Here is a 15,280-nt window from a genome sequence, read left to right on the forward strand (position 1 = left end):
AGGTCATGTTCGAAGGACGCTGGCTGAACGAGCCGCCGCATGTGCGGCACGAGGGCGGGGCGCTCATTGTCCGCACGGGCCGCGAAACCGACTGGTGGAACAACACGTTCTACGGCTTCCTGCACCTCTCGGGACATTTTCTCGGCCGCGAGGCGCAGGGCGATGCGACGCTGGTCGTCACCTTCTCAGCGTCCTTCACTCAGCAATATGACCAGGCCGGCGCGATGATCCATGTCGACGACCGCACCTGGATGAAATGCGGCATCGAGTTCACGGAAGGCACGGCGAAGTTCTCGGTCGTGGTGACGCGGAACGACCAGTCCGACTGGTCCGTCCGGCCCTGGCACGGCGATCCCCATGGCCCGGTGACGTTGCGCGTGACGCGCCACGCCGAAGCGCTGCGCATCGACGTGCTCGAAGACGGGGCTTGGCATCTGGTGCGCCTCGCCTTCCTGCCGATGCCCGCCACGGTCTCCTGGGGGCCGATGGCCTGCTCGCCGAGCGGCGAGGGGCTCGAGGTGCGCTTCACGCGCCTCGAGCTTGGATCCGCGATCGAACGCGAGATGGTCTAGGCGGCCGTCAGCAGGCCCGCATCGTCGCGGACGGGGCGACCCGACTGGAGCACCGCGACGACGCGGTTCTCCTCCTGGGCGAAGCATTCGAGGCCTGAAAGCGGATTGGCATCGACGACGACGAGATCGGCAAAGGCGCCCTCGGCGATGACGCCGACCTTGCCGTCCATGCGGATGATCTTGGCGTTGTTCACCGTCGCGTGGCGCAGCGCCTCGGCGGGACCGCAGACCGTCTGGTGGATGAGCAGGCCGTCCGCCTGATAGCTTTTCGGTGACCAGCAGAGATCGGTGCCGTAGCCGATATTGACGCCGTTCCGCAGCGCGACTTCCAGCGATTTGAGGCCGCTCGCCAGTACCTCGGCGTTCTTCTCCTGATTTTCCTCAGACCAGCCGAAACCCATGCCATAGATCGCATCGGCCTCGTAGGTGATGAGGGTCGGCACGAGATGCGCCTCGCGCTCGGCCATCAGCTTCGCGGTCTCGTCGGTGAGGAAGTTGCCGTGCTCGATCGAGCGGACGCCGCAGGAGACGGCGCGTCGGATGCCGATGTCGCTGTAGACATGCGCCATGACATAGCGCCCCGAACGCGTCGCCTCGTCGGCGATGGCGGTGATCTCCTCCAGCGAATATTGCGGATGGACCAGCTTGTCGCCCGGCGAGGAAACGCCGCCGCCGGCCATGATCTTGATGTGGTCGCAGCCCTGGCGAATGTTCTCGCGCACGGCCTTGCGAACCTCGTCGACGCCATCGGCGATGATGCCGACGCCGCCGAGCGCCTCGCCGCAATTGCAGAACTCGGCGCGGCCGCGATGATCGCCATGGCCGCCGGTCTGCGAAAGGATGCGGCCGGCGACGAACATGCGCGGCCCCTTGAAGAGGCCCTTCTCCTGCGCCGCCCTGTGGCCCTGATCGGCGCCGCCGGCGTCGCGGATGGTCGTGAAGCCGCGATGCAGCATGCCGGAGAGATGCAGGCCCGCGCGCGCCGTCATCTCCGACGGCAGAACCGAGCGGCCGTCGTTGAAGGCGCCGATATAGACATGCGCATGGCAGTCGATGAGGCCCGGCGAGAGATAGCGCCCGCCAAGATCGACGCGCCTGAGGCCGGGATCGAGGTCCGCCTCGTCCTTGATCGCGACGATCTTGTCGCCTCCGATCACGACCGCCTTGCCGGTCACGATCGCACCCGCGACGACATCGACGATGTTGGCGCCGGTCAGCGCATAGCTCGGCAGACCGTCGGGGATCTTGGCGTCCGCAGTCTTCTTCTCAGGACTTGGCATAGGTTTCCACCTTCACGGGCTCGATGGGTTCGGCCGACGGATCGACATACCCATTCTCGGCATCGTAGCGGGCCGCGGCGGCGTCGCGCTGTGCCGGATCGCCCCAGCCGGAGCCGCCGGCGCTGTAGTTGACGAGGCGCTCGCCCGTCTTCAGCTTCGCGCGATACATGCCGACCTTCTTCTCGCGCGCCTCGCCGGGCCAGAGGACCATGTGATTGCGAACCGGCGACGGCTCGCCGCCCTTGAGTCCCCATCCGCCGGTCTTCGACTTCTTCTTCATCGAGATGATCTCGGTGTCACCGACCATGCGGATGGCCCGGCGCACGCCGAGGCCGCCGCGATGCTTGCCGGGGCCGCCGGAATTCGGGATCAGTTCCAGTCCCTCGTGGAAGAGGTTGGCCTGCCGCTCCAGCACCTCGATCGGAGTGTTGCGCACCGTGCTCGTCGAGGGATGCTGCAGCGCCGTGGCGCCGTCATGGAGATGGGTGCCGCCCCAGCCGATCCCCTCGTTGTTGCTGATGACGTAGTACTTGCTGGTGCGATGGTGGCGGCCCATGGCCATGAAGCCCGGCTCGTCGCCGCCGGACGCGGCCGGCAGCCAGTCGATGACCGGCGCCAGCGCCTTGGCGATGAGCTCGAAGGCGACCATGTGCGTCCACGGCATGTAGGTCGAGGACGGATAGACGGCGTGGAACATGTTGCCGGGCTCGGCGCGGACGTCGAGCGCCATGAAGTTGCCGTGGTTGCTGGGCGTCAGCGGCGAGGTCAGATATTTGAAATAGGTCTTCGCCATCGAGACCGTCGCACCATAGGGCACGTTGATCGGCCCTTCCACCATCGGTGCCGAGCGGTTGTAATCGACGGTCATGCGGTCGTCGGTGATCGTCACGTCGACCGCCATCTTGATCATGTCCGGCGTCACGCCGTCGTCGTCGAGCCATTCCTCCGCCGACCACGACCCCTTGGGGAGGCCGGCCAGCGCCTGCCGGGTCTTCTCGTCGGCATGGACGAAGAAGGCCTCGATCGCGGCGAGCACGCGCTCGCGGCCGAACTTCCTGTAGATGTCGCGCACGCAAGCTTCGCCGGTCCTGAGGCAGGCGACCTGCGCGCCGAAATCGCCACGGATCGCCTCGGGAAGACGGGAATTCGCCTCCAGTACCTTCCAGAGGTCGGCGTCGAGCTTCCCTTCCTTGATGATGCGCACGCCGGGAAGGATTAGCCCTTCCTGGTGGATGTTCGTCGAGTCGATGACGTAGCCCGGATCCTTGGCGCCGAGATCGAGCCAGTGCGCGCGCACGCACAGGAACATGTCGATTGCATCGCCGTCGACGAAGACCGGCGACATCAAAAGCGCATCCGACATGTGCGCCGAGTTCCAGTAGGGATAGTTCAGGATCACGACATCGCCGGGGCGCAGCGAGGCCATGTCCATGTTCTCGATCAGCATCTTCAGCGCGTAGTCGTTGCCGCCAATGAACGAGGTGATGCCGGCCGCTTCGGCGACCATGCGTCCTTTCGCATCGGCGATCGAGATGCCGAAATCGAGCACCTCGTAGATGACCGCGTTGAAGGCCGTGCGCACCAGCGTGCGCCGCATCTGCTCGGCCGCCGAGAAGAACAGGGCCGAGACGATCTCGGTTTCCGCCGCCTTGCTGATGGTCATGTCAGGTCTCCGAGCGAGCGATCGAGAGCATGCCGTGCTCGTCGACCGTAAGGGTCTGGTTGCCGTGGATCGCGAGCGACGAGCCCTCGTCGATCACGAGGAGCGGCCCGGGATAGGCGCGGCCGTGTTCGAGCGCGTCGCGGCTGACCTTCTCGCAGTCGACCATGGCGCCGGCCGCCTGATCGAACAGGCGGTGGGGCGCGCTCGCCGTCAGGGTCGACGAGGCGCGAACGCGCGTGGCGAGATCGGGCTTCTCTGCCACGACGACGAGCTTCACCATCAGCGAGACGATCTCGGCCTCGCTGCGGAAGGTGTGACCGAACCGGTCCTGATGCGTGTCCGAGAAGCGGGTCAGGAAGGTCGCCGCGTCGTCGCCGGGAGCATAGGGAATGCTCAACGTGTGCTCCTGGCCGAGGAAGCGGACGCGGGCGAGGAAGGCGACGGACGGCTCGATCGGCCGGCCGACCTTCTCCGCGAGCGCCGCCGTGCTTCGGTTCCGCAGAGCCTCGGCGGTTTCGGCAAGCGCCGCCATGCTCGCGTCTGAGATCGTCGCGAGCACGGAGACGCTGTCGCTGAAGGAAAGATCGCTTGCCAGCATGCCCCAGGCCGAAAAGACCGAGGGGAGCGGCGGGATCACGAGTTCGGGCATCTCCAGCTCGTTCTGCAGCATCGGCCCGAGCAGCGGGCCGCAGCCGCCAAAACCCAGCATCGAGAACTCGCCGGGATCGAGGCCGCGTTCCAGCATCATCTCCTTGATCGACGAGGCGGTGCGCGAGATCAGCACGTCGAAGATCGAGCGGGCCGCATCCTCGACCGAGAGGCCGAGCGGCTCCGCGACATGCGTGCGCAACGCCGTCTCGGCGAGATCGCGGGCGACGTTCATCGAGCCGCCCATGAAATTGCCGGTGTCGATATAGCCGAGCACGACGGCTGCGTCGGTCACCGTCGCCTCGGTCCCGCCGCGGCCATAGCAGGCGGGTCCGGGAACGGCGCCGGCGCTTTCGGGGCCGACGCGCAGCAGCGCATTGTCGATCCAGGCGATCGAGCCGCCGCCGGCGCCGAGCGTGCGAAGGTCGAAGATCGGTTGCAGGATCGAGAAATTCTCGATGCGCGCCTCGAAGACGTCCATCGGCTCGCCGCCGACGATCAGGCAGGCGTCGAGGCTGGTGCCGCCGACATCGACCGAGAGCACATTGCCGCGTCCGGTCTCGCGCGCGACATGCAGGGCTCCAGAGACGCCCCCGGCCGGGCCGGAGAAGACGGTCGCGATCGGTTCGGCTTCCGCGAGGTCGAAGGTCAGCGCGCCGCCGGACGAGTTCATGACGAATTTCTGGCCGGCAAAGCCCTTTGCCGCCATGCCGCCGGAGACGCGGCCGAGATAGTTGCGGAGCACCGGCTTGATATAGGCGTCGAGCACTGCCGTGCTGGTGCGCTCATATTCGCGATATTCGTTGGCGATCAGTGCGCCGGCCGAGACCTCGATGCCGGGGCAGGCGGCGCGGATGAGTTCGACCGCTTCGCGCTCATGCGCGGTATTGGCATAGGAATGCAGGAAACTGACGGCCAGCGCCGTGCAGCCCGCATCCTGCAGCGCCTTGGCGGCGGCGACCACCGCCTCTCGGTCGAGCGGCGTCACTTCGTTGCCCTCGAAGTCCATGCGGCCGGCAACGCCCTTGATGTCGCGACGCTCGACGATGCGTGGCGGCGGATCGTAGTCGAATCGATACATGTCGGCGAAGTCGACGGCGCCGCGGCCGATCTCGAAGATGTCGCGGAAGCCTTCGTTGGTGATGATGCCGACGCGGGCGCCCTTGCGCTCAAGGATCGCGTTCAGTCCCAGCGTTGTCCCGTGCACGAAATCGGCGATGTCTGCTGGCGGAAAGCCGAGCTGGCCGACCGCCGCGACCACGCCCTCGGCCGGATCATGCGGCGTCGTCGGCAGCTTGAAAGCGCGGAGCTGCCGGTTGTCGAGGTCGAAGACGACCACGTCGATGAAGGTGCCGCCGATATCGATGGCCAGTTTGTGTCGGCTCATTTTTGCCTCGGATCAGTAGACGGCATCGAGCAGACGCGCCGTGTACTCGTTCTTGGGATTGCTGAGGACATCCCGCGCCGGCCCGGATTCCACCACCGCGCCCTGGTTCATGACATAGACGCGGTCGCAGATGAGCCGCACGACATTCACGTCGTGCGAGATGAAGACGATGGTGAGCGCGCGCTCGCGGATCATGCGCACGAAGAGCTCCAGGATCTGGGCCTGGATGGAGACGTCGAGCGAGGAGAGCGGCTCGTCGCAGACGAGAAGCTCCGGCTCGACGGCGATCGCCCGCGCGATCGCGATGCGTTGCCGCTGGCCGCCCGAGAACTCGTGCGGATAGCGGTCGCCAGCCGATGCCGGAATGCCCACTTCCTCGAGCAGAAGGTCGGCGCGCTCCATGCGGCCGGCCTTGTCGAGGTCCCGCCGGTGCAAAAGCAGGCTCTCCATGACGCTGGCGCGGACGGTGGCGCGCGGGTTCAGGCTGCCATACGGATCCTGGAAGACGATCTGCACGTCCGACTTGAAGGCGAAGCGCTCGCGCCGCGTGAAGGTCGCGATGTCGCGGCCCTTGAAGCGATAGGTGCCGCCGTCATAGCCGGTGAGGCAGGTGACGATATTGGCGACGGTCGATTTGCCCGAGCCGGATTCGCCGAGGATGCCGACCACTTCGCCGCGGCCGATCGTGATGTCGATGTCGCGAAGCGCGAAGCTGCGGTTCTGCACGAAGAGGCGGCGGGCGAAGCTCTTCGAGACGCCCTGGAGCTCGACCATTGGAAGCGGGGTGTCGGCCGTCATGGCGTCAGGCTCCCCGGCCGAGGATGCATGCGCTGAAGCGCGGCGCCAGCGTCCCGTTCAGCGGCAGTGGAGCGGTTCGGCAGATGGCCTCCACATGGGCGCAGCGGGTCGAGAAGGCGCAGCCCGTGAGCCCGAAGCCGGCGCCGACCGGCTCACCCGGGATCGAGCGGATATCGGCGAGCTCCTTGTCGCGGGTGGGGATGCAGGCGAACAGCGCCTCGGCATAGGGATGCACGACCCGCGTCCCGATATCGCCGGCATCGACGACCGTGTGCAATTGGCCGCCATAGAGGACCGCGATCCGGCCGACGCTCTGGCGCAGCAGTTCCAGATTGTGGCTGATCAGGATGACGGCGAGGCCATGGCTGCGGCTGCGGTCGAGGATCAACTCGATGACGCGGCGCTGGGTGATGGCGTCGAGAGCGGTCGTCGGCTCGTCGGCGACCAGGAGCTTCGGGTCCTGCGAGAGCGCGATGGCGAAGACGATGCGCTGGCGCATGCCGCCCGAAAACTGGTCGGGATACTGGTCGAAGGCGAGCGCCGGTTCGGGAATGCCGACCTCGGCCATCAGGCGGATTGCCGCCTCGCGCGTCTTCTCCGCGCCCATCGGCCAGCCCTTGGCGAGATGGATCGCCTCGGTGATCTGCTTGCCGATCTTCATCGAGGGATTGAGCGAGGAGAAGGGGTCTTGCGGCACGAAGCCGATCGAGTGGCCGAGGAGCTTCCGCGCGCTCGCGGCATAGCCGGTCGAGGGGATATCGCGGCCGTCGAAGCGGACGCTGCCGGCGGCGACATAGGCATCGTCCTGCAGGCCGAGCAGCGTGCGCGTCAGCAGCGTCTTGCCGGAGCCCGACTCGCCGACGATGCCGAACACCTCGCGGGGCATGACCGAGAGCGAGACGCCGGACACCATGGTGCGGTCGCCTGATTTGAGTGCCACCGCGGCGTCGCGGACTTCGAGCAGCGGCGCCTCGGACGGCGAAAGGGGGGTGGCGTGGGACATCGTCTCGGTCATCATCGCCGCCGCGAGGTCGGGTCGAACTCGCGGCGCAGCATGTCGCCGACCACGTTGAAGCTGACCGCGGTGATGAAGATGGCGAGGCCGGGCGCGAGAACGATCCACCAGCCATTGGCGACATAGGAGCGGCCGTCGGCGATCATGGCGCCCCACTCGGGAGCCGGGATCTGCGCACCGACGCCGATGAAGGAGAGGCCCGAGATCGCGAGCATCACGGCCGAGACGTCGAGCGCCACCTGCACGACGAGAACGTCGAGTGCGTTCGGGATGACGTAGTGGAACACCTTGCGGTGCGTCGGAACGCCGAGCGCGTCGGCGCTCGCGATGAATTTCTGCGAGAGGATGTCGGAGGTCACCATGCGCGACAGGCGTGCATAGTTCGGCCACCAGGAGAAGATCAGCGCCCAGATCGCGGCGGAAAGGCTCGCGCCGAGTGCGGAGGCGAAGCCGAGCGCCAGGATGAGCGGCGGGAAGCCGAGCCAGATATCGGTGAGGCGCATCAGCATGTTGTCGACCGCGCCGCCGACGAAGGCGGAGAAGATGCCGATGGCGCAGCCGATCGCGACCACCACGACGAGAACCAGCATCGTCGCCGACAGCGTCAGCTGCGCGCCGTGCAGGAGGCGGGAGAGAACGTCACGACCGGAACCGTCCGTCCCGAGCCAGTGCACCCACGAGGGTTCCTGCAACTTGCTGCGGAAGGCGATCTTCAGCGGATCGAACGGCGCGAGGAACGGCCCGAGAATCGCGACGAGGATGATGGCGAGCACCAGCACGAGCGCGACGCGCTCGATATTGGTCTTCGGATAGGACCAGAGCTTCACGAACACGCTCACGCCTTCACCCGACGGCGCGGGTTGATGAGGAAGAGCGTCACGTCGACCACGAGATTGGCGAGCAGGAAGACCAGGCCGACCACGAACACGACCGCAACCACGGCATGGATGTCGGACTGCGTCACCGCCTTCACCGCATAGCGACCGATGCCGGGACGACCGAAGATCTCCTCGACCAGCACCGTCGCGCCCAGCATCCAGCCGAACTGCATGCCGAAGACGGTGAGGGCAGGCGTCGCGCCATTTGCGAAGACGTGACGGGCCATGATGCGGCCCTCGCTGGCACCCTTGGCGCGGGCGAGCACGACATAGTCCTTTCGGAATTCGCTGATCATCGCGGTGCGGGTGATGCGCACGCCGACGGCGGTGAAGAGCAGCGACAGCGCGAAGGCGGGGAGCACGAGATGCGCGAGCGCATCGGCGAAAACGTCGAGACGTCCCTGCGCGAGGCTGTCGAACAGGGTGAAGCCCGTCGCGCCGACGAATTCGCGGTTTTCGAAGCCGAGCCGGCCGGCAGTCGGCAGCAGCTGCCAGTCGCCCGCGACCACCTGCTGCAGGATGATGGCCAGCCAGAACACCGGCAGGCCGGCGCCGGCGAGCACCAGAAGGCGCACGAGATCGTCGAAACGGCTGCCGGCATAGCGTGCTGTGAGGAGGCCGAGCGGCAGCGAGATCGAGAGATTGATCAGCATCGCGATGAAGACGAGTTCCAGCGAGGGCGGGAGCTCGCGCACCAGATCGTTGGCGATGGGCTGGCGCGTGAACCACGAAGTGCCGAAATCTCCCTGGAAGACGGCGGCGCAGTAGCGCCAGAACTGCACCAGCATCGGCTGGTCGAGGCCCATCTCCAGCCGGACGGCCGCGATCTTGTCGGCACCGGCATTCGGTCCCGCCGCGACGATGGCCGGATCGCCGGCCACCACATGGCTGAGCAGGAACGTGATGAACAGCAGGACGCAAAGGGAAAGGATCGAGAAAAGGATCCGCTCGGCAACATAGCGCAATGAAGGGATCCTTCGCTCGACCGTCGAATACGGAGATCTCGGCCTATTTCAGGCCGATATCCATGTAGTTGAAGGTCTGGTGGTGGGCGGCGTTGTACTTGTAGCCCTCCACCTTGTCGCTGAGCACGACGACCGAACCGGGGAACGACACGGTAATGACCGGGTAGTCCTTGCCGATCAGCTGCTGCGCCTTCTTGTAGAGCTCGGCGCGCTTCGCCTGGTCGGACGAGCTCGCGGCCTCGTTCAGCAGGGCATCGACCTCGGGGTTGGAATACTGCGCCCAGTTGTAGCCGCCCTTGGCGCCGGTCAGCGCGCTGTTGAACGAGGAGTTCAGCACCGCATGCGGATCGGGGAAGAGCGGGAAGGAATAGATCATGTTGATGTCGGAAGTCGTCTCAACCTTCTGAAGCGTGGCCGCCTGCGCCGGCCAGGTCATGCCTTCGGCGTTCAGCGTGATGCCGATCTCGGAGAGGTTGGACTGAAGCTGCTCGACTGCGCTCTTCTCCTCCTGGATGGCCGGGAGATAGCGGACGGTCAGCGTCGTGCCGGCCCAGCCGTTCTCGTCGACCATCTTCTTGGCGGCATCAAGATCGAAGGCGGCTTCCGTCCCGCTCTCATGGCCGGGCCAGGTCGGCGGCAACGGCCCGTCGGGCAGCGTGCCGAGGCCCATCAGCACCTGGTCGAGATGCAACTGGCGATCGAAGGTCTTCGCCAGCATCTCGCGGAATTTGACGTTGCCCGTCGGTCCCGTGCTGGCGGTGTTGAAATCGAAATAGAGCGGGGTTGCCGCAGCGCCGACATCGACGACGAAGCCGGGCGTCGTCTTCAGTGCCAGCTTGTCCTCGACCGTGACGTCGGGAGCGATCTGCACCTCGCCGCTCTTCAGCAGCGAAAGCTGCGTCGAGGGCTCGGAGACGTAGCGGAAGATGACCTCGGCGACGTGGTTGCCGTCCCATCCGCCCCAATACTTGTCGAAGGCCTTGAGCGTGACGGCTTCGGTCGGCTTGTAGGAGGTGATGGTGTAGGGACCGGACCCGGCCTCGTTCACCGCGAGCCACTGGCGGCCATTGTCGTCGCCCATATGAGGCTCGACCGCGGCCTTGCTCACGATGTAGATGCGCGACAGCGCCGAGACGAACGGACCGAAGGGCGCGGACAGCGTCAGCTTGACGGTGTGGTCGTCAACGACCTCGGCGCCGGAGAGCAGGGCGAGATCGTTCAGGACATTGGCCTTGGCCGCCTTGAGGCGGTCGATGGTGAACTTGACGTCGGCGGCCGTCAGCTTGCTGCCGTCATGGAAGACGACGTCGTCGCGCAGCGTGAAGGTGTAGGTGAGGCCGTCGTCCGAGATGGTCCAGCTCTTGGCGAGCTGCGGCGTCGGCTCCGTCGCGCCGGCCTTGAACTGCACCAGCGCGTCATAGACGCCGATCAGGAGCTGGTCGACGGTCGAATTGGTGGCGTTGGCCGGGTCGAGATTCTCCGGCGTCTCGTTCTCGGCGATCACCAATGTGCCGCTCGGCGCCGCGAAGGCGAGATCCGGCAGCACGAGCGCCGGCAGGGAGACGCCCGAAAGCGCCACGATCAAAGCGGGCAGAAACCGCATATGGGAACGCATCGACGACCTCCGGAATTCTTTTGGTATACCGACTGTATCCGAAGCTAGCATCAGGCCGGGGGGTGTCAACGCTTTTCTCTGGGCAGGGCTGCACGGTTTTCGGACGCGCTCGCAAAGCGTGCTGCGCGGCGGCGCTTGACAGCGTCCGCGAGACGCGGACAACCGGGAGGATGACGAGGATCCATGCCATCACGCTCGCGACCAGAGGCCAGGGCCTCTACGAATTCACCGCCGAAGCGGAGGCTTTCGTTGCCTCGGCAGGGATAGGAAGCGGCCTCCTAACCGTCTTCGTGCGTCACACCTCCGCGTCGCTGCTCATCCAGGAAAACGCCGATCCCGATGTCGTCGCCGATCTCCAGGCCTTCTTCTCGCGCCTGGTTCCGCCGGCATCGAGCCCCGCGATGGATTACCTCGTGCACCGGCTCGAGGGGCCGGACGACATGCCGGCCCATATCAAGGCGGCGCTCACCCAGACCTCGATCGGCATTCCCGTCCATCGCGGTGCAATGGTGCTGGGGCGGTGGCAGGGCCTCTATCTCTTCGAGCATCGAGACCGGCCGCACCGTCGCGAGATCGTGCTCGCCCTCACGACTTGAGTCCGCTCATGCCGCCGCGCCGCGGAACCGGGCGAGCGTGAACCCCTCCAGTGCGTGCAGCGGTCGGCGCCCGGCGATGCAGTCGGCGGTGAGCTGCCCCAGCAGCGGGCCGAGCGTATAGCCATTGGCCGAGGCAGCGACGAAGAGGCCGGGCTTGCCGGGGATCGCACCGAGCAGTGGGGCGCCATCGATATTGACGTTCATCGCGGCCCAGCTCCTCAGGAGATGCAGGCCCGCCAGCGCCGGCACCGTCCGCTCGGCAACCCAGAGATTGCCCTCGATGCTGGGCCGCAACACCTTGGAATAGCCTGTCGCCGGATCGGTGCCTGCCGTCCACGCGCCGCCGATGATGAGGTTACCGTTCGTCGCCTGCTTCATGGTGAGGTGGCGGTCGGCGTGGGCGACGAGCTGTTTCAGGATCGGGCGCGTCGGCTCGGTAACCAGCATCTGCAGCGGTGCGCCCGAGATCGGCAGCTCGACACCCACCATGCGCCCGATATGGCGCGACCAGCCGCCGGCGGCGATGAGGACCCGGCGAGCCCGGATGGTCGCGCCGCTCGTCGTCACCTCGTAGCCGTCCGCCTCGGCGCGAATGCCGATGACATTATGGCCGGCGGCAAAACGAACGCCGCGCCGCTTTGCCTCGGCGACCAGCGCCGGCGTCGCCTTCATCGGATTGATCTTGCCCTCGTCCGGGCAATAGGCGGCGACGACCATGCGCTCGGCTATATGGGGGGCGAGCGCGGCGATCTCGGCGCGCGTGATGACCTCGACCGGAATGCCCATGCTGCGCTCGGCCTCGGCCTTGTCGCGCAGGAAGGCAGTCTGTTCCTCGTTTTCGGCGACCATCAGGCCGCCGGTGGTGGTGATCTCGAAATCGCCGTCGAGGTCGCGCTCCAGCTCTTTCCAGAGCTGAACCGCGTCACGTTGCAGCGGAATCGTGCGCAGCGCCGGGCTGCCGCCCGCCATGGCCTTGCGGCCGAAATCCCAGGAGAGCAATTGCACATGCAGGCTGCCTGCATTTCCGCCCGAGGCCTGGCTGTTGGGGGCCGAGCGATCGATCACTACGGTCTCGATGCCGGCGCCGGCCGCGAACATCGCGCTCGATGTGCCGATGACCCCCGCGCCGATGACGAGGAGATCCGTCGTCGCCGGCAACGGGTCGGGCGGCGGCAGATGTGGAGGATGCGGCCGCGTCTCGACCTCGCGATGCCCGCCCCATTCCGCCTTCTCGCTTTCGAGCAGAATGGCCGGTACCGGCTTTTCGGGTGCCTGCGGCGCGAACAGATCCGCCGGCCCGGCCGAGGAAAGGTCGCCGTCGCGCAGGATCTTCAGCGCCTCGCCCGCGCAGTAGCGGCCCTGGCAGCCTCCCATGCCGAGCCGCGTCCGCCGCTTCAGGCTGCCGAGATCGCGGACACCCTCGTCGCGGAGCGCGCGGATGGCGCCTGCCGTCACATTCTCGCAGCGGCAGACCGGCGTCTCGTCGGCAATGGCGAGAGGCGGCTGCCGGTCCGCGAAGAGCTTCCAGAGATGATGCTGGAAGCGGCGGGCCCGCGCGCCGCGGCGCCTTGCCGCCCGTGCCGACCGGGCAGCTCGGCCGTCCGCTCGTCCCAGTGCTTCGAGCACGGCCGCCGCGGCGATGACGCCGCCATTCGCGGCGACGACGCTGCCGCCGATCCCCGAGGCGTCGCCGGCGACGAAGACGGGTGCCGTGCCGGCGCGGCCATCATCGGCCACGAGCGGACGCGCGAAGCCGTTGGCGGGATCGACCGTGACCGGGCAGCCGAGCATGCGCAGCAGCCCCGTCGAGGGCAGGAAGCCATAGCCGAGGCAGACAGCGTCGACATCGAACGCGAGCTTCTGCCCGCCCGGACCCGCCGCGATGGCGCGTTTGGCCTTGCCGTTGCCGGTGACGGCGACAAGGCGCGTGCCTTCGTGGATCGGGATGCCGGCGCGAGCGAGCTTGCGACGGATGGAAAGGCCGCGCAGCGCCAATTGCCGGTCCGCTGCGAGCATGCCGAGAAAGGCCGGGGCATTGCGGCTCCGGCTCGGCGTCGCACTTTCGAGGATGCCGACGACCTTGCCGCCGCCCGCCGCGATTTCGAGGGCGACCTGCCAGTTGAGCGGACCGTTGCCGGCGATGAGGACGCGCATTCCGGGGGCGACGCGGTAGCTGCGCGCCAGCGTCTGCGCGGCTCCGGTCGTCATGACGCCGGGCAGGGTCCATCCGGGAACCGGCCAGGGCCGCTCATAGGCGCCGGCGGCGAGGATGACGAAGCGCGCCCTGATCACATAGGCCCGGCCGGGCGCATGGATGCCGAGTTCGACACCGTCCTCGGTCACGGCCGCATGCCAGACCGCCGAGCCCGAACGGATGTCTGTTCCCGCGGCGACAGTTGCCTCGACGAGTCGCCGGCCGGCCTTGAACTGGTCGTCCTCGCCGCCGGGGAGAAAGCGCTGCGAGGGCGCCAGAGGCTTGAAATACTGGCCGCCGGGAAGGGGACGCTCGTCGAGCACGACCGGCGCGAGGCCGGCTTCGGCGAGGAGCTTCGCCGCCGAGAGTCCCGCGGGGCCCGCACCGATGATCGCGACCTCGACCGTCTCGATCTCGGGCGCTCCCTCGGGGCGGCGGCCGAGCGGACGCAATGCGGCGAGCGCCGGATCGTGGCGATAGACGCTCATGCCGGGTTCGGTCTTCACCATGCAGGCGCGCTGGCCGCCGAAACCCTCGATTTGCACGAGGCATTCCTGGCAGACGCCCATGCCGCAGAAAACGCCGCGCTGCTCGTCGGGACCGGCCTGGCGCAGCCCCATGAGGCCGGCCGCGGTGAGGCTGGCGGCGAGGCTTTCGCCGGCCCGGCCGTGCACGGTCCTGCCCTCGAAGGCGAAGGCGATGGGGTCGCCGGCCGGCTCGGCGGTGCTGCCGCCCAGCCTTCGAGCGCCTCCGGTCGGCTCTTCCTCCAAGGTCAGGCCGCCTTGTCCAGAATCACGCCGGACCGTGTCAGCGCCTCGGCGACCGAGGGCAGCTCGGCCTCGGGCAGGGGCAGGCGGGGCGGGCGGGGGCCGCCGACGGGACGGCCCATCATGGCGAGCGCGGCCTTGGAGCCGGAGACGTAGCGGTGGCCGGCGACGAGGCGGATGACGGGAAGGACACGGTGGTAAAGTGCTCTGGCGCCATCGAAATCGCGCCGGTCTGCCCACAGCGAGAACAGCTCCGCCATCTCGCGCGGCATGATGTTCGAGCCGACCGCCACCCAACCTTCGGCGCCTTCGAGGAAGGATTCGAAGCCCATGATGCCGCCGAACACCGTCATCCGGTCGCCGCAGAAATCGAGGATGTCGCGGATGCGCGTCACATCCATCGTCGATTCCTTGATGTAGCGGACATTGTCGATCCGCGACAAACGTTCAACAATTCTTGGGGTTAAATCAACATTCGCCGTCGCAGGATTGTTGTAGATCATGATCGGCAGCGAGATCGCCTCGCCGATGCGCCGATAGTGCTCGAAGAGCTCGTCCTCGGTCGGCGTCGAATAGAAGGGCGGGATGATCATCACGCCATCGGCGCCGAGCTGCTCGGCCTGGCGGGAATAGCGGATGACGTCGTCGGTCGATTCCGCGCCGGTCCCGATCAGCACCGGCACGCGGCCGTCGGCCTTGCGGATCACCGTCTCGGCGACGGCGGCCTTCTCGTCATCGGTGAGCGACAGGAACTCGCCGGTCGAGCCGAGCGGAACCAGCCCGTGGATGCCCTCGGCGATCTGCCAGTCGACAAAGTCCGCCGTGGCCGCGAGGTCGACGCCGCCCTCGGCGTCGAACGGCGTGATCATGACGGTGTAGGTCCCGCGAAATGCTTTGGTCAC

12 protein-coding genes are annotated in these 15,280 nt (G+C 67.1%); 2 read left to right on the plus strand and 10 right to left on the minus strand.

The window, feature by feature from the left end; translation table 11 throughout:
- The first annotated feature begins 5 nt into the window (after positions 1 to 5).
- On the plus strand, positions 6 to 572 hold the full coding sequence (locus QO015_RS16150) for a DUF1349 domain-containing protein (protein WP_266283039.1): 567 nt from the start codon (positions 6 to 8) through the stop codon (positions 570 to 572).
- Here QO015_RS16150 and QO015_RS16155 read toward each other — a convergent pair.
- From QO015_RS16155 to QO015_RS16190, 8 genes are read right to left on the minus strand one after another with little or no spacing between them, the layout of a single operon-like run.
- Positions 569 to 1,852, minus strand: coding sequence for a metal-dependent hydrolase family protein (locus QO015_RS16155; protein WP_266283037.1), 1,284 nt, complete (start codon positions 1,850 to 1,852; stop codon positions 569 to 571). The two genes, QO015_RS16150 and QO015_RS16155, sit on opposite strands and share 4 nt — an antisense overlap.
- Complete coding sequence (locus QO015_RS16160) at positions 1,839 to 3,515, minus strand: hydantoinase B/oxoprolinase family protein (RefSeq protein WP_266283035.1); 1,677 nt, start codon at positions 3,513 to 3,515, stop codon at positions 1,839 to 1,841. Before QO015_RS16160 ends, QO015_RS16155 begins: the two co-directional genes overlap by 14 nt.
- A 1-nt stretch (position 3,516) precedes the next feature.
- Positions 3,517 to 5,550, minus strand: a complete 2,034-nt coding sequence (locus tag QO015_RS16165; RefSeq protein ID WP_266283033.1) for a hydantoinase/oxoprolinase family protein — start codon at positions 5,548 to 5,550, stop codon at positions 3,517 to 3,519.
- Positions 5,551 to 5,562: 12 nt separating this feature from the next.
- Positions 5,563 to 6,348 carry an ABC transporter ATP-binding protein gene (locus QO015_RS16170; RefSeq protein WP_266283032.1) on the minus strand — a complete coding sequence of 262 codons (786 nt, stop codon included), beginning with the start codon at positions 6,346 to 6,348 and terminating at the stop codon, positions 5,563 to 5,565.
- 4 nt (positions 6,349 to 6,352) lie between these two features.
- A complete protein-coding gene (locus tag QO015_RS16175; protein ID WP_266283031.1) occupies positions 6,353 to 7,351 on the minus strand; it encodes an ABC transporter ATP-binding protein in 999 nt (332 codons plus the stop codon).
- Positions 7,352 to 7,362: 11 nt separating this feature from the next.
- Positions 7,363 to 8,202, minus strand: a complete 840-nt coding sequence (locus tag QO015_RS16180) for an ABC transporter permease (protein ID WP_266283029.1) — start codon at positions 8,200 to 8,202, stop codon at positions 7,363 to 7,365.
- Entirely contained in the window at positions 8,199 to 9,206 is a 1,008-nt protein-coding gene (locus tag QO015_RS16185) for an ABC transporter permease (protein WP_266283027.1), read from the minus strand. The genes QO015_RS16180 and QO015_RS16185 overlap by 4 nt, the downstream gene beginning before the upstream one ends.
- A 43-nt stretch (positions 9,207 to 9,249) precedes the next feature.
- Positions 9,250 to 10,821, minus strand: a complete 1,572-nt coding sequence (locus tag QO015_RS16190) for an ABC transporter substrate-binding protein (protein ID WP_266283026.1) — start codon at positions 10,819 to 10,821, stop codon at positions 9,250 to 9,252.
- 170 nt (positions 10,822 to 10,991) lie between these two features.
- Between QO015_RS16190 and QO015_RS16195 the strand changes: the two genes are divergently transcribed.
- Positions 10,992 to 11,417 (plus strand): secondary thiamine-phosphate synthase enzyme YjbQ, encoded by a 426-nt coding sequence (locus tag QO015_RS16195; RefSeq protein ID WP_266283024.1) that lies wholly within the window; start codon positions 10,992 to 10,994, stop codon positions 11,415 to 11,417.
- A 6-nt stretch (positions 11,418 to 11,423) separates the two neighbouring features.
- On the opposite strand, the gene QO015_RS16200 is transcribed toward QO015_RS16195, so the two are convergent.
- Together QO015_RS16200 and dapA are read right to left on the minus strand one after the other, a co-directional pair.
- Positions 11,424 to 14,381, minus strand: coding sequence for an FAD-dependent oxidoreductase (locus QO015_RS16200; protein ID WP_266283023.1), 2,958 nt, complete (start codon positions 14,379 to 14,381; stop codon positions 11,424 to 11,426).
- A 2-nt stretch (positions 14,382 to 14,383) separates the two neighbouring features.
- A complete protein-coding gene (gene dapA / locus QO015_RS16205) occupies positions 14,384 to 15,280 on the minus strand; it encodes a 4-hydroxy-tetrahydrodipicolinate synthase (RefSeq protein ID WP_266283022.1) in 897 nt (298 codons plus the stop codon).

It is taken from the genome of Kaistia geumhonensis, assembly GCF_030815145.1.
Lineage (GTDB): Bacteria > Pseudomonadota > Alphaproteobacteria > Rhizobiales > Kaistiaceae > Kaistia > Kaistia geumhonensis.